The 18,779-nt window shown below is 61.6% G+C and carries 14 protein-coding genes; 6 read left to right on the forward strand and 8 right to left on the reverse strand.

The genetic code is table 11. The features are described from left to right. Positions 1-73: 73 nt before the first annotated feature. The 3 genes from PQQ52_RS28940 to zwf form a co-directional block, all read right to left on the reverse strand. The gene (locus tag PQQ52_RS28940; RefSeq protein ID WP_408219135.1) at positions 74-1,990 is read right to left on the reverse strand and encodes a bifunctional transcriptional regulator/glucokinase; all 1,917 of its coding nucleotides are present in this window, start codon (positions 1,988-1,990) and stop codon (positions 74-76) included. Next, complete coding sequence (gene pgl / locus PQQ52_RS28945) at positions 1,968-2,690, reverse strand: 6-phosphogluconolactonase (protein WP_408219138.1); 723 nt, start codon at positions 2,688-2,690, stop codon at positions 1,968-1,970. Before pgl ends, PQQ52_RS28940 begins: the two co-directional genes overlap by 23 nt. Positions 2,691-2,886: 196 nt before the next feature. After that, positions 2,887-4,350, reverse strand: a complete 1,464-nt coding sequence (gene zwf / locus PQQ52_RS28950) for a glucose-6-phosphate dehydrogenase (protein WP_408219141.1) — start codon at positions 4,348-4,350, stop codon at positions 2,887-2,889. A 531-nt stretch (positions 4,351-4,881) separates the two neighbouring features. Between zwf and PQQ52_RS28955 the strand changes: the two genes are divergently transcribed. The 4 genes from PQQ52_RS28955 to PQQ52_RS28970 all read left to right on the forward strand — a co-directional run bounded on the left by PQQ52_RS28955 (position 4,882) and on the right by PQQ52_RS28970 (position 9,334). Continuing rightward, positions 4,882-6,129: an ABC transporter substrate-binding protein gene (locus PQQ52_RS28955; RefSeq protein WP_408219144.1), complete on the forward strand. Its 1,248-nt coding sequence runs from the start codon at positions 4,882-4,884 to the stop codon at positions 6,127-6,129. Positions 6,130-6,326: 197 nt separating this feature from the next. Continuing rightward, positions 6,327-7,268, forward strand: a complete 942-nt coding sequence (locus PQQ52_RS28960) for a carbohydrate ABC transporter permease (protein WP_408219147.1) — start codon at positions 6,327-6,329, stop codon at positions 7,266-7,268. After that, the gene (locus tag PQQ52_RS28965) at positions 7,258-8,115 is read left to right on the forward strand and encodes a carbohydrate ABC transporter permease (protein ID WP_408219149.1); all 858 of its coding nucleotides are present in this window, start codon (positions 7,258-7,260) and stop codon (positions 8,113-8,115) included. Before PQQ52_RS28960 ends, PQQ52_RS28965 begins: the two co-directional genes overlap by 11 nt. A 103-nt stretch (positions 8,116-8,218) precedes the next feature. Then, on the forward strand, positions 8,219-9,334 hold the full coding sequence (locus PQQ52_RS28970; protein ID WP_408219152.1) for an ABC transporter ATP-binding protein: 1,116 nt from the start codon (positions 8,219-8,221) through the stop codon (positions 9,332-9,334). 143 nt (positions 9,335-9,477) lie between these two features. Here PQQ52_RS28970 and PQQ52_RS28975 read toward each other — a convergent pair whose 3' ends face one another. Both PQQ52_RS28975 and PQQ52_RS28980 read right to left on the reverse strand, forming a co-directional pair. Continuing rightward, on the reverse strand, positions 9,478-10,395 hold the full coding sequence (locus tag PQQ52_RS28975) for a LysR family transcriptional regulator (protein ID WP_408219155.1): 918 nt from the start codon (positions 10,393-10,395) through the stop codon (positions 9,478-9,480). Between the two features lie 182 nt (positions 10,396-10,577). Beyond that, the gene (locus PQQ52_RS28980; RefSeq protein WP_408219158.1) at positions 10,578-11,237 is read right to left on the reverse strand and encodes a glutathione S-transferase family protein; all 660 of its coding nucleotides are present in this window, start codon (positions 11,235-11,237) and stop codon (positions 10,578-10,580) included. A gap of 345 nt (positions 11,238-11,582) precedes the next feature. Here PQQ52_RS28980 and fliD point away from each other — a divergent pair, with 345 nt between their 5' ends. Then, positions 11,583-13,091, forward strand: a complete 1,509-nt coding sequence (gene fliD, locus PQQ52_RS28985; protein ID WP_408219161.1) for a flagellar filament capping protein FliD — start codon at positions 11,583-11,585, stop codon at positions 13,089-13,091. 147 nt (positions 13,092-13,238) lie between these two features. Here the strand turns inward: fliD and PQQ52_RS28990 are convergent, their stop codons facing one another. The 3 genes from PQQ52_RS28990 to trxB form a co-directional block, all read right to left on the reverse strand. Then, a complete protein-coding gene (locus PQQ52_RS28990) occupies positions 13,239-13,859 on the reverse strand; it encodes a trimeric intracellular cation channel family protein (protein WP_408219323.1) in 621 nt (206 codons plus the stop codon). Between the two features lie 13 nt (positions 13,860-13,872). Then, complete coding sequence (locus PQQ52_RS28995) at positions 13,873-14,646, reverse strand: Smr/MutS family protein (RefSeq protein ID WP_408219326.1); 774 nt, start codon at positions 14,644-14,646, stop codon at positions 13,873-13,875. A 303-nt stretch (positions 14,647-14,949) separates the two neighbouring features. Next, a complete protein-coding gene (gene trxB, locus PQQ52_RS29000; protein ID WP_408219163.1) occupies positions 14,950-15,948 on the reverse strand; it encodes a thioredoxin-disulfide reductase in 999 nt (332 codons plus the stop codon). Between the two features lie 335 nt (positions 15,949-16,283). Here trxB and PQQ52_RS29005 point away from each other — a divergent pair, with 335 nt between their 5' ends. After that, complete coding sequence (locus tag PQQ52_RS29005) at positions 16,284-18,599, forward strand: DNA translocase FtsK (protein WP_408219166.1); 2,316 nt, start codon at positions 16,284-16,286, stop codon at positions 18,597-18,599. Positions 18,600-18,779: the final 180 nt, after the last annotated feature.

An 18,779-nucleotide genomic window follows, 5' to 3' on the forward strand; every position in this document is an offset into this window, starting at 1 on the left:
CGCCGCAAGCAAACAAAAAAACCCAACGCTGTAGGCGAACAACCCGAAAGCGCCGCGCAGGCCAAACCCCCTTCTAATCCCGTGCCGAAGAAGCCGCCCCATGACTCAACCAATCGAGGACAGCGGTAGCATCATCATCCGCGCCCTGTCGCGCCTTAGCGACGGTCTCAGCCACATCCGCGCTAGGCATAGCACGCCGAATCGCCACTCCAACAGCAAGAATATCGATCATGACCAGATGCAAGATCCGCGAAATCATCGACAACTGCGACTCGCGAATCTCAATATGATCGGTCTCCAAAGCAACAGTAGCCCGCTTTGCCAAAGGCGTATTGCTCGACGTAATGGCAATCACCTTGGCCCCGGCCTGCATGGCGACATCCAGCACACGCAGTAGCTCAGGCGCACGTCCCGACTTGGACACCGCCACAATCACATCACCCTTGCCGAGCAACGCCGCCGACGCCGCCTGCATATACAGATCGCCATAGGCAATCGTCGGAATACCAAACCGGAAAAACTTGTAGTGCGCATCCTGCGCGACAATGTTCGAATTGCCGAGTCCGTAAAACTCAATCCGCCGCGCGCTGTTCAACAGATCGATGGCCCGCTCGACCTGGTCGAAATTCAAATGCTCGCGCAGTTGCAAAATCGCGGACACGGTGTTGTCGAGCACCTTCGCGCCGAAGTCCGTCGCGGTGTCGCCCAGATGCACCTGGCTATGACTCACCGGAATCGTACCGGTCAAACCCGTCGCCAGCTTCAGCTTGAAATCCGACAAACCCTGGCAGCCGAGCGAGCGGCAAAAGCGGATCACCGTCGGTTGGCTCACGTCGGCCTTGCGCGCGATGTCGACAATCGGATCGTTGATGATCGAACGCGGATGATTCAGCGCGAGATCGGCCACGCGGCGCTCCGCCGGCGTCAGCGCATCGCGCATCTGGCGAATCCGCTCGAACACGGCCGATGAACTGCCGCCCGCGCGGTTCGACAACTGCTCCGCGAGAATCGCCGAAACACCCAGAAACGCCGGGTATTCAGCGGTAATCACGTAGGTCGGCACGTTCTGCAAATACGCCTCGAAGCGGCCCTTCGCCTCGAATCGTTTGCGAAACGACGAGCGCGCGAAGAACTCGCCGAGCCGCGGCACGACGCCGCCACCAATGTAGATGCCGCCCAATGCACCGAGCGTCACCGCGATATTGCCGGCAAAGGTGCCGAGAATCCCGCAGAACACGTCGGCGGATTCGGCCGCGAGCGGCTCGCCTTCCATCGCGCGCTTGACGATCTCGATCGTGTCGACGTTCGCCGCCACACGCTTCTTGTCGCGGCCCGCCAGCGCACGGTAAATCACTTCCATGCCGGGGCCCGCGGCCACGCGTTCGAACGAGACGTGCGACCACTTCTTGCGCGCGTATTGCAGCACGATGTCTTCGCGTTCGTCGGCCGGTGCGAAGGTGGCGTGGCCGCCTTCGCTGCCGAGCGCGATCCAGCGGTCGTCGGCCGGAATCAGGCCGGACACGCCCATGCCGGTGCCCGGGCCGAGCAGGCCGATCACGCTGTTCGGACGACGCGAGCCGCCACCCACCTGTACGCGCTGCGCGTCGGTCAGGCCGGGCAGCGCCATGGCCAGCGCGGTAAAGTCGTTCACCACCAGCAGCGTGTCGAAGCCGAGCGCGCGGCGCGTGGCTTCGATTGAAAAGCTCCAGTCGTGATTGGTCATGCTGACCTGATCGCCGTCGACCGGATTCGCAATCGCAATCGCCGCGTGATTCACGCGGCCGATCTTGGTGTCCTTCAGATACTTTTTGATGACTTCGGCAACGCCCGGATAGTCCGCGCACGGATAGACCTGCACCGAGCTGATCTCGCCAGGGCTTGTTTCAAGCGCGAAGCGCGCATTGGTGCCGCCGATGTCGGCGAGCAGCCTCGGTCCATCGGCGTGCTGGCCCGCGCCCGGAACAGCCTTAGTTTGCACACCAGTAGACATCGAGTCTCACTCCCTTGTCGTTTGCCAACTGCGAGATGGCATTTTTTTGTAGCGAAGCGGCGGCGGCATTCAGCACGTCCATCTTGCGCGGTCCTGCAATCAGCAAATACAGGTGCTTCACTTCTTTCAAGGCCGAGAGCGACCAGCTCACGCGCGCATGCGGCGCGCTGCCAGGATGCACGGCAACGAAGCGTTCAGTGGTGGTAATCGCGTGGTCCCATTCGGGCGCGTCCGCGAAAATCGACGCGGTGTGGCCGTCTTCGCCCATGCCGAGAATCGCGACGTCCGGCACGGCGCTAAAGCGCGGGTCGGCGTTCAGCGCGGCAACGTGCGCGTTCAGGTCTTGCGTCGTGTCGACCAGCGGCCAGAAAGCGGTGTGCTTTGCGGCGTTTTGCAACAGCGTGTCGTGCACGAGTTGCGAATTGCTCGCGCCGTCCGCTTCAGGCACCCAGCGGTCGTCGACCAGCGTCACGGCAATGCGTGCCCAGTCGAACGATTGCGTGGACAACGTCTCCAGGAATGGACGCGGACTGGTGCCGCCGGACACTGCAAGCATTGCCGGGCGCACGCCAGTGGTTGACGTGCCCGCTGCGGCCGTGGCCGCCTGTGCGGCGAGCGACGCATGTAACGCGTCGCCGACCGCTTTCGCCAACGCGTCGGATTGGGCGCGTTGATCGTCGAAAGCGTGAAGCTCGATCACTTCTCCTCCGTGCTGCTTTCTTGTTAGATCTGCGGAACGTGCCGTACTGCTTTCACGCGATACCTGCAAGCGGGATGCCTTGCAGGCGCCTTCGTGATGCCGGCGCCATTCCGTTCAGTTCGTCGGTGGGTCTTGCAGGCGCTCTGCCGTGCTTCGATCGGAATCGGGCATGGTATGACGCCGTAATTCAGTTGATTCAATTCTCTTCTTCGAGCCAGCAGGTGCCGTGCTGCGCCAGCATCGCGCTCGCCGCGGCCGGTCCCCACGTACCTGATGCATACGGCTTGGGCGGCTTGTTGGAAGCAGCCCATTCGTTGAGGATAGGTTCGACCCAGCGCCATGCCGCCTCCTGCTCGTCGCGCCGCACAAACAGCGCGAGACGGCCGTTGATGACGTCGAGCAACAGACGCTGATACGCCTCCATCTGCCCTTCGCGGAAGAACCGGTCGAAGGCGAGGTCGAGGTGGACGCTTGCGAGGTTCATGCCTTCGCCCGGCTGCTTCGCGAGACAGTAGAGGCGAATCGTTTCGTTCGGCTGCAAGCGGATCACGAGACGGTTCGCACCGCCGCGCAATGCGGACGCGCCCAGCGCCGAATGCGGCACCGCACGAAAATTCACCACGATCTCAGCGACACGATCCGCGAGACGCTTGCCCGTGCGCAGGAAGAACGGCACACCGGCCCAGCGCCAGTTTTCGATTTCCACCTTCACTGCAACGAAGGTTTCGGTCGTGCTGTCCTGCTTGACGCCAGGCTCGGTTGCATACGCCGGCACCGCATTACCGCGGATCACGCCCGCATGATACTGGCCGCGCACGGCGACCTTGCCGATATCGCGCGGATCGATCGGCTTCAATGCGCGCAGCACGCGCAGCTTTTCGTCGCGCACCGAGTCGGAATCCATCGAATGCGGCGGTTCCATCGCCACGATGGAAAGCAGCTGCAGCAAATGGTTCTGCACCATGTCGCGCAAGGCGCCGGTGTTGTCGTAGAAGTCGCCGCGCGCCTCCACGCCGAGTTCTTCCGCAATCGTGATCTGAATGCTTTCCACCCATTCGCGGCGCCACAACGGTTCGAACAGCACATTGCCGAAGCGCAGCGCGAGCAGGTTCTGCACCGGCTCCTTACCGAGGTAGTGATCGATCCGGTAGATCTGTTCTTCAGCGAAGATTTCGCCGACTGCATCATTAATTGCGTTGGACGACTTGAGGTCGTAGCCGAGCGGCTTTTCCAGCACGATGCGCGAATTTTCGTTGAGCCCCACCGACGCCAGCGCGCGGCAGATCGGCACGAACAGCGACGGACCCGTGGCCAGATAGAACACCCGGATGCCGGGCCGGCTGCTCAGGGCGTCGCGCAGCAGCGTGAAGTCTTCGGGGTTGCCGAGGTCGATCTTCACGAACTCGATACGCTCGAGGAAGCTCGCCCATGCTGTTTCATCCACACCGTTCTTCGACACGTGTGGCTTGACGTGCTCATTGACCCAGTCAATGTAGGCAGCCCGATCGGCCACATGCCGCGCCACTGCGACGATCTTGCCGCTGTCGGCCAGCATGCCACCTGCACGGTGCGCTTCAAACAATGCCGGCAGGATCTTGCGCATCGACAGATCGCCGGTTCCGCCGAAGAGAACGAAGGTGAAACTTGAATCGGTTTGCATGAGTCTCCGTCGATATCCTGGGGTCGCCGCGCTGGCCGAAAAGGGCGACCGTAGTCCGATAAAATAATTTTTGACACTGAATTGTAGTTTAACTACAATCCAAATCAAGAGGTAGCGCTAATTCGATGAAAAAAGCGTGCGTTGCAAGGCCGGATGCGCGTTTTCCCGAATCGGCCGGCGCTCCCTGCATGTTAACGGACATTGCGTGCGGGCACGTGCCAGCATGCCCCCGGCGGCCCTTACGGAAAGCCGGAAGGCTGATCTGGCGTCAGGGTTAACGTGTGAGGCACCTCGAGTCTGCCGCGCGCGACGCGGGCAGGCAAAAATCAAAAGAGGAGACAGTCAGTTGCATCCCGAACCACTCATCTCTTGAGCTTCCAGCGGCCGGATATCGGTCCGCCGGCACATGCTTTAAGCATGTGCCCGACCGTGCTCGATCGCCCAGTGTTTTGCCTGTTTGAACCAACCACAGCACCCTGGCGACATCAGGGGCCATTTGTTTTTTGTTCAGGTGTCTGGAGGAGATAAGCAATGAAATTTCGCGCGATCATGGGCGCTTTGTGCGCCGCGGGTCTGATGTGTGGCGTCTCGGCTGTGCAAGCCGCCGAGTCGATCGAAGTGTTGCACTGGTGGACTTCGGGCGGCGAATCGAAAGCCGTCGGCGTCCTCAAGGACGACATGACGAAGCAGGGTTACACGTGGAAGGACTTCGCGGTTGCTGGCGGCGCAGGTGCGGCTGCCATGACGGCACTCAAGACGCAGGTGATCTCGGGCAACGCACCGAGCGCTGCGCAGATCAAGGGTCCGCTGATCCAGGACTGGGCTTCGCAAGGCGTGCTGGTGCCGATCGACTCGGCCGCTGCCGACTGGAAGAAGAACCTGCCGCCTGAAATCGACAAGATCATGCATGCCGACGGCCATTACGTTGCCGCACCGTTCTCGGTGCACCGCGTGAACTGGCTGTACATCAACAAGGCCGCATTGGACAAGGCAGGCGGCAAGGCGCCGACCACGTGGCCTGAGTTCTTCGCTGTGGCCGACAAGATGAAGGCCGCCGGCATCCAGCCGATCGCGATGGGCGGTCAGCCGTGGCAAGACCTGACGCTGTGGGAAGACGTCGTGCTCTCGCAAGGCGCGGGCTTCTACAAGAAGGCGCTGGTCGACCTCGACGAAAAGACGCTGACTTCGGACCAGATGGTCGGCGTGTTCGACACGGTCCGCAAGATCCAGGGTTACTTCGACGCGGGCCGCACGGGCCGTGACTGGAACCTGGCGACGGCGATGGTCATCAACGGCAAGGCCGGCATGCAGTTCATGGGTGACTGGGCGAAGGGCGAGTTCGCCAACGCCGGCAAGAAGGCAGGCTCGGACTACATCTGCGCTGCTGTTCCGGGCACGGAAAAGGCTTACACGTTCAACGTCGACTCGTTCGTGTTCTTCCAGCAGAAGGGCCAGAAGACTGCAACGCCGGGTCAATTGGCACTTGCGAAGACGATCATGTCGCCGGACTTCCAGGAACAGTTCAGCCTGAACAAGGGGTCGATCCCGGTTCGTCTGGGCGTGTCGATGGCCAAGTTCGACGACTGCGCGAAGAAGTCGTACGCGGATGAACAAGTGGCGATCAAGTCGGGCGGCTATGTGCCTTCGCTGGCACACGGCATGGCGCAACCGGATGCAGCAGCCGGCGCGATCTCGGACGTGGTCACGAAGTTCATGAACTCGCAGGAAGATTCGAAGACCGCGGTTGCCGCGCTCGCGAAGGCAGCAAAGACCAAGTAAGTGAAGTAAGCGAAGTTGCGCGCCCGGCTACTCCCCTCGTGGGCGCCGGGCGCGCTCTTCAGAGTGCTTGCAGCCGTTGCGTTACTTAGGGCGAGAGACTTCACCCCTGGTTTCATCGAGTCATACCTATGCCGTTCCGGTCTTGCGTTTTTCATGCGTGAGCGCCCCGGCGGTACAGTTTCAGCAGGAGTCGAGTAGTGACTGCTTCTATCAGCGGAAACGGGAAAACCACGGCTACCGTGACCCGCCGCACGTCGCCGATGGCGGCCCTTGCCGATCGCTGGATTCCGAAGCTGGTGCTCGCACCCAGCGTCGTGATCAGCCTGATCTTCGTGTATGGCTTCATCGCTATTACCGGTTTTCTGTCGCTGTCGAATTCGCGACTGATGCCTCGTTATGAATTTGTCGGTCTCGATCGTTATCGCGAACTGTTCGATAACGATGTGTTCTGGACTTCGGCTGCCAATCTCGGCTGGTTTGGTATTCCGTTCATCGGTATCTGCATCGGCCTTGGTTTGTTCCTCGCGATCCTGCTTGATCAGCAGATCCGCAATGAAGGCGCGCTGCGCGCCGTGTTCCTGTACCCGATGGCGCTCTCGTTCATCGTGACGGGTACGGCGTGGCAATGGATCATGACGCCGAGCGTCGGTCTGGAGAAAGTGTTTCACGACTGGGGCTGGACGAGCTTCTCGTTCAGTTGGCTCGGCGACCCCGACAAGGCGATTTTCTGCGTCGTGATCGCGGCGGTGTGGCAATCCACCGGCTTCGTGATGGCGCTGTTTCTCGCGGGCTTGCGCGGTGTCGACGGTGAAATCTTCAAGGCCGCGCAGATGGATGGGGCAGGCTTGCCCACCATCTACCGCAAGATCGTGATTCCGAGCATGCGCCCGGTGTTCTTCTCCGTGCTGCTGATTCTCTGCCACATCACGATCAAGACCTTCGACCTGGTCGTCGCGTTGACCGCCGGCGGTCCGGGTACGTCTTCATCGTTGCCGGCTATTTTTATGTACACGTTTTCGTTCAATCGCGGGCAGCTGGGCGTCGGCGCGGCATCGTCGATGATGATGCTCGCTACCGTTGTGGCCGTGCTCGTGCCGCTGATGTATCTGGAATCGAGGAGCACGCGCAATGCAGCCTAAGATGACGATCAGCCGTGCCGTCATTTATGCGGCCTTGATTCTGTTCGCCTTGTATTTTCTGTTTCCGCTGTACGTGATGCTGTCCACGTCGTTCAAGGACGTCGCTCAGCTACGCACCGGCAACCTGCTGACGCCGCCGACTCACTGGACCATCGACCCGTGGATCAAGGCATGGAGCGGCGCCTGTACGGGTGTGCGTTGCGACGGCATGCAGCCGTTCTTCATGAACTCGGTGCGGATGGTGATTCCCGCTGTGCTGATCTCGTCGATCATCGGCGCGTTCAACGGTTATGTCCTCACGCACTGGCGTTTCCGCGGCGCGGATCCGATCTTCACGATGATCCTGGTCGGCTGTTTCATTCCGTTCCAGGCGATCCTGCTGCCGATGGCGCGCTTCGAAGGCATGCTCGGTCTGTCGAATACGACCACCGGTCTGGTGGTGGTGCACGTGATCTACGGTATCGCTTTCACGACGATGTTCTTCCGCAATTTCTACGTGAGCATTCCGGCTGAACTCGTGAAGGCCGCACGGATCGACGGCGCAGGTTTCTTCACGATCTTCACGAAGATTCTGATGCCCGTGTCGCTGCCGATTTTCATGGTGTGCCTGATCTGGCAATTCACGCAGATCTGGAATGACTTCCTGTTCGGGATTGTGTTCTCCGGTGTCGATTCGATGCCGATCACGGTGGCGCTGAACAACCTCGTGAACACCTCGACCGGCGTGAAGGAATACAACGTGGACATGGCCGGCGCGATCATCGCCGCACTGCCGACCTTGCTCGTCTACATCGTCGCCGGACGCTATTTCGTTCGCGGCCTGACGGCGGGCGCAGTGAAGGGCTAAACCCGGGCTAGACCCTACGCATCGCGGCGGCGTTTCTTTGACAGTGCGCCGCCGTCATCCGAAGAAGTTTTCAAGCTGTACCAGAGACAAGAGGATTCACAGCATGGCAAGCCTTTCCATCCGTGACGTGTACAAGACTTACCCGAACGGGGTGCCGGTTCTGAAGGGTGTCAATATCGACATCGAAGACGGCCAGTTCCTGATTCTCGTTGGCGGCTCGGGCTGCGGGAAGTCGACGCTGCTCAATATGATCGCCGGCCTCGAAACCGTGACCAAGGGCGAGATCCAGATCGACGGCAAGACGGTGAACAACCTGTCGCCGAAAGATCGCGACATCGCGATGGTGTTCCAGTCGTACGCGCTGTATCCGTCCATGACGGTGCGCGAGAACATCTCGTTCGGCCTGGGCATCCGCAAGGTGCCGAAGCAGGAGCAGGCGCAGATCGTCGACCGCGTGTCGAACACGCTGCAGATCACGCACCTGCTGGACCGCAAGCCGGGCCAGCTCTCCGGCGGTCAGCGTCAGCGCGTGGCCATGGGCCGTGCGCTCGCGCGCGATCCGGTGATGTTCCTGTTCGACGAACCGCTGTCGAACCTTGACGCGAAGCTGCGTATCGAGATGCGTTCGGAAATCAAGCTGCTGCATCAACGCCTCGGCACGACGATCGTCTATGTGACGCACGATCAGATCGAGGCGATGACGCTCGGCGACCGCATCGCGGTGATGAAAGACGGTATCGTCCAGCAGTTCGGTGCGCCGCAAGACATCTACGACTCGCCGGCGAATCTGTTCGTGGCCGGCTTTATCGGCGCGCCGCCGATGAACTTCATCCAGGGCAAGCTGGTGGAGCAGGGTTCGGGCGTGGGCATCGAACTGGACACGGGCGGCATGCGCGGCGTGCTGAACCTGCCGTTCGACTCCGCGAAGGTGAAGTCGCACGTGGGGCGCGAAGTGATTCTCGGCCTGCGTCCGGAGCGGATTACCGATGCGCGCGGCGCGCATGGCGACAATGCGAATCTGCAGCCGATCGAAGTGAAGGTCGACGTGATCGAGCCGACCGGACCGGACACGCTGGTGTTCGCGCAGGTCAACGGCAAGCGCATTGTGAGCCGCGTTCACCCGGCGTCGAATCCGCAGCCGCTGACGAGTACGACGCTGCTGTTCGATGCGTCGAAGGCCGTGTTGTTCGATCCGGCCAATGAAGAGCGGATTGCCTGAGGCGGGTTATTCGCCGGGCAATTCGAACTGAACTGAAAAAAGCCCCATGCGTTTCACAACGCATGGGGCTTTTTTCGTTTGCCAGGTGCTGTTTGCGCAGGTGAGGCCAGAAGCCTGGCGCCTGGCGCCGCGGCGGCAAGACATCAAACGCCTGTAATACGCAGATCCGGATTGTTTCGTGCCAGCTCGGTGACCCACTCGGTGAAGGCGCGAAGCCGTGAACTCAGATTGCGGCGATGCGCATACAGGATAGACAGCGGCGTGCCAGGGCTCGTGTAGCTTGTGAGGATTTCCTTGAGCGCGCCTTGCGCAATCAGATCGGCAACCATAAAGCGCGACGGCTGGATGATGCCGTGGCCGAGCGCCGCCGCACCGATGTAGACGCTGCCATCATTCACTGCCAGCACGCTCTTCAGCGTGACCTTGACGATCTCGCCGTCCACCTGGTACTCGAACGGGAAGGTCTTGCCGCTGCGCGCGGAAACGTAGTTAACCGCGCGATGCTCGCCAAGCTCATCGAGCGTAGCGGGTGTGCCGTACTTCTCCAGATAGGCCGACGACGCGCAGGTCACAATCCGCGCATCGCCGATGTGCCGCGCGACGAGACTCGACTCTTCCGGCGTACCCATGCGGATCACGCAATCCACGCCGTCCTGGATCAGATCGATGTTGCGATCCGCCAGCCCGAGCCGCACGTCGATCTCGGGGTATTGCCGGTAGAAATCGTCGAGCGCGGGCAGCAGCAGCGCGCGGGCAAGTGTGCCGGAGGTGTCGACGCGAATCGTGCCGCTCGGATGTTCGCGCTTGTTAGACAGCGACGATTCGGCATCGGCGACTTCCGCGAGGATGCGCACGCAACGGTCGTAGAACAGTGCGCCGTCTTCGGTCACGCTGACCTGTCGCGTCGAACGGTTCAGGAGGCGCACGCCGACGTGTTCTTCCAGAGCCTGAATGGTCCGACTAACTTTGGCGCGGGGCAGGTCGAGCGATTCGGATACTTTGGTGAAGCTGTTCGCCTCGACCACACGCGTAAATATCTCCATCGCTTCGAAACGGTCCATGTTTTGCCTTGGTGAGTGATGGGCTGAAGTGAGCTTCGAAGTGAAGTGTATAGGTTGGAAATGGCGTTGTCGCAATGAGGTCCGCGGGCGCGCGGACGGGGGTGCCTGTCAGTTTGCCCGCGCGGTTGCCCCGTCGTGCCTCGTTATGCCTTTTTATGCCTGGCCGTGCCGCGTCGGCGCGTTCAATCCCGGTCGGGCGCGCCGAGCGGAAACAGCGAGCGGTACGGGCGAGCCTCGTCGACCGCGCGTGCGAACGATGGCCGTGCCAGCAGCCGCTTCCGGTAGGCCAGCACGTGTGGAAACGCCGGGCCGATGCGATGCGTCCAGTCGGCATAGAACAGGAACGGTGCGGCACCGCAATCGGCGAGGCTGAACGTATCGCCGGCCGCCCATTCGCGCCCGGCCATCACCTTGTCGAGCCAGCCGTAGGCGGTGTCGAGCATTGCGCGGGCTTCGGCCACGGCGTGCGGATTACGCTCCGGCTCGCCACGCAGACTGTCGTACACGATCGTTTGCTGCGGCGTCGCGATGTAGTTGTCGAAGAAGCGATCCATGCTGCGCACTTCCAGCGCGGCGCGGGCGTCAGTCGGCAAAAGCGGCACCGGCCCCGGGTGATACAGGCCGAGATATTCGATGATGATGCTCGCCTCCACCACCACACGGCTGCCGTCGACCAGCACGGGGAAACGCTTGATCGGCCAGAGCGCGGCGAATTCCGTCATGACTTGCGGATCGTCGTGCGCCAACAGGCGTAGTTCGAACGGCGTGCCGTTTTCGTAAAGCGCGGTCAACGCCTTCTGGCAATAGAAAGAGAAGGGGTGGGCATAGAGCTTCAGGGTCATCGTGGTCACCTGTGGCGGTTACTCGGAGCGCTGTAGCGCGATAACGGCCGGAGGGGCCGCTTACCTGACGACGAACGACGGCGGAGGAAATCGACAGACGCGAGAATTTTAGCGGCAGCAGGTTGTTTCATCTGCTTTCGCCAAAGACCGGGGGCGACAAAATCTGATGCGCAGTGATTTGTTACGACAAAACGCGACAAACTTTTTAGAAAGATAGTGTAACATTTGAAAAAATTGTAAGAAAACCGACGTGACCACGAAGTAACCGGGTTGCCGCCGTCATCAGAAAGACCACCGGGGCGTCACGCAGTGAATAACGAATAATTCGACGCACGGAGCCTTTGCATGTCATCGATCACTACGTCTGTTAATAGCGCGACTGCCAACGCGCAGAGCCTGGTGCAGCAAGCGGCGCAATCGATTATTAGCGGCTCCACCGGCAATTCGGCGATGGACGTGGCGTCGCTGGTGTCGGCCCTCGTGAATGCGAAGACGGCCGGCCAGACGGCGGCGCTGAAGGCCAAACAGACGAGCGATAGCACGGTCCTGTCCGCCTATGGCGCCCTGAGCTCCGCGTTGAATGCCTTGCAGGCGGCGATCAAGAATCTCTCGGACGGAACCCTCCTGTCGACCTTCGGGGCCACCGCGAGCGGCAAGGGCCTGGACCCGAAAGCCGGTCCCGGCGCCGTCGCCGGCAGCTACACGATCGACGTCGCGCAAATCGCCGCCTCGCAAAGCCTGTCGTCGGCGGCGTTCGACGGCAACGCCAAGTTGGGCACCGGCAAGTTGACCATCGCGGTCGGCGGCAAGTCGATGGATGTCACGATCGACAGCACCAACAACACGTTGAGCGGTATCGCCAATGCGATCAACAAAGCGGGCAACAATCCGGGCGTCACGGCCACCATCGTGACCGGCACGGGCGGTGCCCACCTCGTGCTGCGTTCGGCTACCACTGGCGCGGCCAACACGATCGACGTGTCCACCAGCAATGTCGAGAACGACAACGGTCTGTCGAGCCTCGGCGTGACGTCCACGCCTGGCGCGGACGGCGCGGCGTCCACGATCGTGTCCTCGGATACCAACAAGGCCTGGCGGCAAAGCGAGGGCGCTCAGGACGCGCGATTCACCGTCGGCGGGATCGAGGCGAGCAGTTCGACGAACGCGGTCACGTCGGCGATTTCCGGCGTCACGCTGAATCTGTCGAGCGCCGCGGTCGGCACCACGCAGACGCTGACGATCGCGCCGGACACGACTGCTCAGAACACGGCCATCACCAACTTCGCCAATCTCTACAATACCGTCGTCACGACCATCAATTCGCTGTCCTCGTACGACAAGTCGTCGAAGACCGGCGGCGCGCTGCTCGGCGATTCGACGCTGATGACGATCAAGAATTCGTTGGCGTCGATCATTGGCGGTGGCGTCGGCTCGGGAAGTTCAGCAGTCGGTCTTGCTTCGATCGGCATTACGCTGAAGGGCGATCCGGCGGATGGCACGCTCGTCATCGACAGCAAGAAGCTGAGCGCGTCGTTCACCAGCAGCCCGGCGCAGATTGCCACGTTGTTCAACTCGACCAACGGCATTGGCGCCAAGTTGAACAAGAGCATTGCTGATTTCGTGAAGACGGGCGGCATTATCGACACTCGCAGCACGGCGTTGAATGCCGACCTGAAGAGCCTCACGGCCCAGCAGACCACGCTCGCCAATTACAGTGCGCAGTTGACGACGCAGTACCAGAATCAGTTCACGGCGCTCAACACGCTAATGGCCACGATGAACAACAACTCGCAATACTTGACGGCGCTGTTTGGCGGCTCGAAGAGTGCGGGAGCGTTGGCGACCAACAAGTAAGGCTGCTTCAAAGTGCGCGCCGTCTGGTTCCAGGCGGCGCGCTTTTATTTTAATGAGGCGAGTTTGGTGAAGCGAGCTTAGGGAGGCAAGCTCAGTGAATCAAGTTTGGTGAATCGAGCTCGATGAATCAAGCTCAGTGAATCAAGCTCAATGAGGCAGCCGGACGTTGAGCCTGAACGTCACCAGTCTCGCGAGCAGGATAAAAGCGGTGGCAATCAACACGCTATAAACCGTATCGACGTTCATGTAATCCAGCAGCACGTACAGCCAGCATCCCACAAAAGCGCAGGTTGCATACGGCCGCGAATCGCGCAAAATCAGCGGTACTTCATTGCACAGCACGTCGCGAATCACACCGCCGAATACGCCTGTCAACACCCCCATCATCACCGACGTGAACCACGGCATCTGCGCGTCGTGTGCGATCGAAGTGCCTGAAATGCTGAACAGGCCCAGCCCTACCGCATCGGCCACCAGCAGGACCCGCTCGGAGAGCAGGCGCGACGCCATCTTCAATAGGGTCGGTGCGAATAACGACATCACGAAGATCGCGATCAGATAGGCCTGATGCTCGACCCAGTAGAAAGGCCGCCGCTCGAGCAGCACGTCGCGTAATGTACCGCCGCCGAAGGCCGTCGCGATCGCCACGAGGAAGGTCCCCACGGCGTCGAGCCGTCGGGTTCTCGCTTCGATAAAACCGGAAATCGCATACGCGAAAATAGCCAGTGCCTCCATGATGGTCAGCGCTAGCGTCAGCCTCGGATGGATCACCGGGACTCCGTCAGGAGTTGGAGTGCGCCGGCAATGCGCCGGGCTGCAACAGCACGACCACCGCCCCCGCGCCGCCGTCATGCGGACGTGCCTGGCAGAAGGCGATCACCTCGGACTTCTGCACGAGCCACGCGCGCACTTTGCCCTTCAATACAGGTTCTTTACCGATCGAGCCGAGGCCCTTGCCGTGAATGACGCGCAAACACCGCAGGCCACGCTTCACCGATTCACGAATGAACTCGGCCAGCGCCTCGCGCGCTTCCTCACGACGCATGCCGTGCAGATCGATTTGCGCTTGCACGATCCAATCGCCACGCCGCAGTTTTCGTACGACTTCCTGGCTCACGCCGGGTCGGCAATAGGAGAGCGTTTCGTCTGTTTCCAGCAGGATCTCGGGATCGAACTCATCGGAGATCGCTTCGTGCAGCACGGCTTCTTCGTCGAGTTGGGTTTGCACCGGCAGCGGCGGCGGGGGATTGCGCGGCAAGGTGGCGCGCGGCGGGACCGCGAGTGGCGCAACCGCGCCGATTTCGCGGCGAAACAGATCGGCGTCCGCCGAGGCTTCGCGCTGCGCTGCCACTGCAGCCGCGCGTTCGCGTTCACGCCGTTGCGTGTCGCCCTTTAACGCATCGCGCAACGCGCCGAGGCCGGCTAATCCAGCAGCCGGCTCGATCTTCGGTTTGACGACAGGCGCGGCCGGCTCAGGCGGGGCCGCCTCAGGCGCCGGCCTGGCAACGGCACGGGCGCGCTTCGGTTCGCTGGGGTGGGGCTGGTTCTTCGGCATATCGGTAATACACGCAGAAAGGTAGATCGATCGCGCGACGCGGGTGGTGGCGCCCAAACGTGCCACGGCGCATCGCAATGCCTGGCCGCCGGGCTGGGCAAGCGTACACGCAAGGGCGCTGGAACGAGGCCAGCCTGCCGCCGGAACGACGTAAATACGACGCAGAGGCCGTGCAAACATGACGCAGCCACGACGCAGCCACGATGCAAAAAAGGCCGCCAGCTTCTCAGCCGCGGCCTTCTTCAAAGCGGACGGCCGGGCCATGCCCAGCCGCCATTTTACCGTCGCGCCTGGTGTTGCAGATCAGCGCGCGGCTTCAGCGCTCATTACGTGCTCGCCGATCTCTTCGATGGTTTCCAGGTAGCGCTGTGCGTCGAGCGCGGCCATACAACCCGTGCCCGCGCTGGTGATCGCCTGACGATAGACGTGGTCCTGCACGTCGCCCGCCGCGAACACGCCTGCCACGCTGGTTGCCGTGGCGAAACCGTTCAGACCGCCCTTGGTGATGATGTAGCCGTTCTTCATCTCCAGTTGGCCTTCGAAAATGTCCGTGTTCGGCTTGTGGCCGATCGCGACGAAGATGCCTTGCAGCGCGATGTCCGTGGTATCGCCGCTTTTCGTGTTCTTGATACGCAGGCCGGTCACGCCGGATTGGTCGCCGGTCACTTCGTCGAGCGTGCTGTTCCACTTGATCTCGACCAGGCCTTCCTTTTCCTTCGCCAGCAGACGGTCGATCAGGATCGGCTCGGCGCGGAACTTGTCGCGGCGATGGATCACCGTCACCTTCCTGGCGATGCCGGAAAGATAGAGGGCTTCCTCGACTGCGGTATTGCCGCCGCCGATCACGGCCACATGTTGTTGTTTGTAGAAGAAGCCGTCGCAGGTGGCGCAAGCCGACACGCCTTTACCCATGAACGCTTCTTCGGACGGCAGACCGAGGTACTGAGCCGATGCGCCGGTCGAAATGATCAGCGAGTCGCAGGTATATTCGCCCGAGTCGCCTATCAGGCGGATCGGCTTCTCATCCAGCTTGGCCGTATGAATGTGGTCGAAAATGATTTCGGTGTTGAAGCGCTCGGCGTGCTCCAGGAAGCGCTGCATCAACTCCGGGCCTTGCACGCCGTTGCCGTCCGCCGGCCAGTTTTCGACGTCGGTCGTGGTCATCAGCTGGCCGCCCTGGGCGAGACCCGTGACGAGCACCGGCGACAGGTTGGCGCGCGCCGCGTAGACCGCTGCCGTGTAGCCGGCGGGGCCTGAACCGAGAATCAGAACTTTGGCGTGTTTCGTGGAAGTTGCGGGCATGATCGAAATCCTTTTACGGCGCCCGGCTCGCCCATGCGAGGCCGCGCGACTTGAGCTGAAACTATAGATGGGTATCAGAGCGGCATTATAAAGGGCGGCACGCCGGCCTGCTCCATGAAGCTTTCCGATCGCGGCGATAGCGTTGCCGCGGGTGCAGGCCGCCTTTCGTGAGGCCAATCGGCTAAGTTACCGTCATTTACAGCCTTGCGTGAGGCACTGCGTTTACAATAGGCCGCATCGATGGACCCGGCCGCCGGGACCGGGTCCGGAGCCGCCTTAGGCGCCGCTTCGGCCGCGACTCTGGCAGCAAATCGGCCACACAAGCAACAGGATCAATGGCAAAAGCTCCCTATTCCGCGAGCGCGCAGGCATTGCCGCACCGCATGTCGCGCCTTTTCACCGAAATCCGCTGGATCTTGCAGGTCGCGCTCGGCGTGTTCCTGCTCATGGCGCTCGTCAGCTACAGCCGGCACGATCCGAGCTGGACGCACGCTGCGCAGGTCGATCGCATCGCCAACTGGGCGGGCCGTGTCGGCGCGTGGACGTCCGACATCCTGCTGCTGCTGTTCGGCCTCTCCGCCTACTGGTGGATCGTGCTGCTCGGCCGCCATATCTCCGCCAATTACCGCCGTATTACCCGTCACGAGGAACTGCAGGACGATGCGCCGCGTGACGCCGGCTGGCTCGCGGACGCATTCGCGTTCATGCTGGTGTTGCTCGCTTGCGACGGTATCGAAGCGCTGCGCATGTGGTCGCTGAAAGTGCCGTTGCCGCGTGCGCCGGGCGGCGTGATCGGCGAAGCGGTCGCGCGCGGGGTGTCGCATGCACTGGGCTTCACGGGCGGCACCTTGGCGCTGCTGATCGTGCTGGCCATTGGTTTGTCGCTGTATTTCCGTTTTTCGTGGCTGTCGGTGTCGGAAAAGGTCGGTGAATCGATCATTTCGGCGGTCACGTTCGCGAAGCTGCGCCGCGAGGCCGGCCGCGACCGTAAATTAGGCGAAGCCGCCGCCGTGAAGCGCGAAGGCAAGGTCGAAAAGGGCCGCGTGCGGATCGAGGAACATGAGCCGGTCATGATCGTGCCGCCGCTCGCCACGCCCGCCAAATCTGAGCGCGTCGAGAAAGAGCGGCAGGTGCCGCTGTTCACGGACTTGCCGGGCGACTCCACCTTGCCGCCGATCTCGCTGCTCGACGTGGCGCCGGTCGCGCAGGAAACCATTTCCGCCGATACGCTCGAATTCACCTCGCGTCTGATCGAGAAAAAGCTCAAGGACTTCGGCGTCGAAGTGAGCGTGGTCGCCGCCTATCCAGGGCCGGTTGTCACGCGTTACGAAATCGAGCCGGCTACCGGCGTGAAGGGCAGCCAGATTGTCGGTCTGGCGAAAGATCTGGCGCGTTCGTTGTCGCTGGTGTCGATTCGTGTGGTCGAAACGATTCCGGGCAAGAATTTCATGGCGCTGGAGCTGCCGAACCAGCGCCGCCAGACGGTGAGTCTCTCGGAGATTCTCGGCTCGGCAGTCTATGCGGACGCGGCTTCGCCGCTCACCATGGGCCTCGGCAAGGACATCGGCGGCAAGCCGGTGTGTGCCGATCTCGCAAAAATGCCGCACTTGCTGGTGGCCGGTACAACAGGCTCGGGTAAGTCGGTGGGTATCAACGCGATGATCCTGTCGCTGCTCTACAAGGCGAGCGCTGAGCAGGTCCGCATGATCCTGATCGATCCGAAGATGCTCGAAATGAGCGTCTACGAAGGCATTCCGCATCTGCTGTGTCCGGTGGTGACGGATATGCGCCAGGCGGGCCATGCGCTCAATTGGGCAGTCGCCGAAATGGAGCGCCGCTACAAGCTGATGAGCAAGCTCGGCGTGCGTAACCTCGCCGGCTACAACAACAAGATCGACGAAGCCACCAAGCGCGAAGAGAAGCTGCCGAATCCGTTCAGCCTGACGCCGGACGATCCGGAACCGCTGTCGCGCCTGCCGAACATCGTCGTCGTAATCGACGAATTGGCTGACCTGATGATGGTCGTCGGCAAGAAGGTCGAAGAGCTGATCGCGCGGATTGCGCAGAAGGCGCGCGCGGCCGGCATCCATCTGATTCTGGCTACGCAGCGTCCGTCGGTCGACGTGATTACCGGCCTCATCAAGGCTAACGTGCCAACGCGTATGGCTTTCCAGGTGTCGTCGAAGATCGACTCGCGCACCATTCTTGACCAGCAGGGCGCGGAATCGCTGCTTGGCATGGGCGACATGCTGTACTTGCCGCCGGGCAGCGGCTTGCCGATGCGTGTGCACGGCGCGTTCGTGTCGGATGAGGAAGTGCATCGCGTCGTCGACAAACTCAAGGAGCAGGGCGAGCCGAACTATATCGAGGGCATCCTCGAAGGCGGCGTAACAGGCGAGGGTGACGAAGGCTCCGCGGGCGCAGGCGGAACCGGCTCGGGCGACGGTGAGGCGGATCCGTTATACGACCAGGCGGTCGACGTGGTGCTGAAGAACCGCCGTGCGTCGATCTCGCTTGTGCAGCGGCATTTGCGCATCGGCTATAACCGGGCGGCGCGTTTGCTTGAGCAGATGGAGAACTCGGGCGTGGTGTCGTCGATGTCGTCGAACGGCAATCGCGAGATTCTTGCGCCGGCGCGGGAAGCGGAATAGGCCATCCATCAGGCTATTCCGCCGGGCCGGCTGCAAAGCACAGCGTATAAGCCCCGTGCGTAAGTTTTGCGCATAAGTCCCGTTTAAGGCTTCTTGCTTAAGCTGTTTGTCAAAGGCTTGGGGTTCGCCCCTTGGCTTTGCGGTTCAAGCCAGCCGCCACGGTCACCCGGCCGCTGCCCT

It is taken from the genome of Paraburkholderia sediminicola (assembly GCF_046030555.1).
Classification (GTDB): Bacteria; Pseudomonadota; Gammaproteobacteria; order Burkholderiales; family Burkholderiaceae; genus Paraburkholderia; species Paraburkholderia sediminicola_E.

What these genes read in the sequence shown, in the direction of transcription:
- PQQ52_RS28965 (WP_408219149.1), top strand. Translation starts at nt 7,258, where the DNA reads ATGCAGCCTAAGATGACGATCAGCCGTGCCGTCATTTATGCGGCCTTG.
- PQQ52_RS29005 (WP_408219166.1), top strand. Translation starts at nt 16,284, where the DNA reads ATGGCAAAAGCTCCCTATTCCGCGAGCGCGCAGGCATTGCCGCACCGC.
- zwf (WP_408219141.1), bottom strand. Translation starts at nt 4,350, where the DNA reads ATGCAAACCGATTCAAGTTTCACCTTCGTTCTCTTCGGCGGAACCGGC.
- fliD (WP_408219161.1), top strand. Translation starts at nt 11,583, where the DNA reads ATGTCATCGATCACTACGTCTGTTAATAGCGCGACTGCCAACGCGCAG.
- PQQ52_RS28975 (WP_408219155.1), bottom strand. Translation starts at nt 10,395, where the DNA reads ATGGACCGTTTCGAAGCGATGGAGATATTTACGCGTGTGGTCGAGGCG.
- PQQ52_RS28940 (WP_408219135.1), bottom strand. Translation starts at nt 1,990, where the DNA reads ATGTCTACTGGTGTGCAAACTAAGGCTGTTCCGGGCGCGGGCCAGCAC.
- PQQ52_RS28980 (WP_408219158.1), bottom strand. Translation starts at nt 11,237, where the DNA reads ATGACCCTGAAGCTCTATGCCCACCCCTTCTCTTTCTATTGCCAGAAG.
- PQQ52_RS28970 (WP_408219152.1), top strand. Translation starts at nt 8,219, where the DNA reads ATGGCAAGCCTTTCCATCCGTGACGTGTACAAGACTTACCCGAACGGG.
- trxB (WP_408219163.1), bottom strand. Translation starts at nt 15,948, where the DNA reads ATGCCCGCAACTTCCACGAAACACGCCAAAGTTCTGATTCTCGGTTCA.
- PQQ52_RS28955 (WP_408219144.1), top strand. Translation starts at nt 4,882, where the DNA reads ATGAAATTTCGCGCGATCATGGGCGCTTTGTGCGCCGCGGGTCTGATG.
- PQQ52_RS28995 (WP_408219326.1), bottom strand. Translation starts at nt 14,646, where the DNA reads ATGCCGAAGAACCAGCCCCACCCCAGCGAACCGAAGCGCGCCCGTGCC.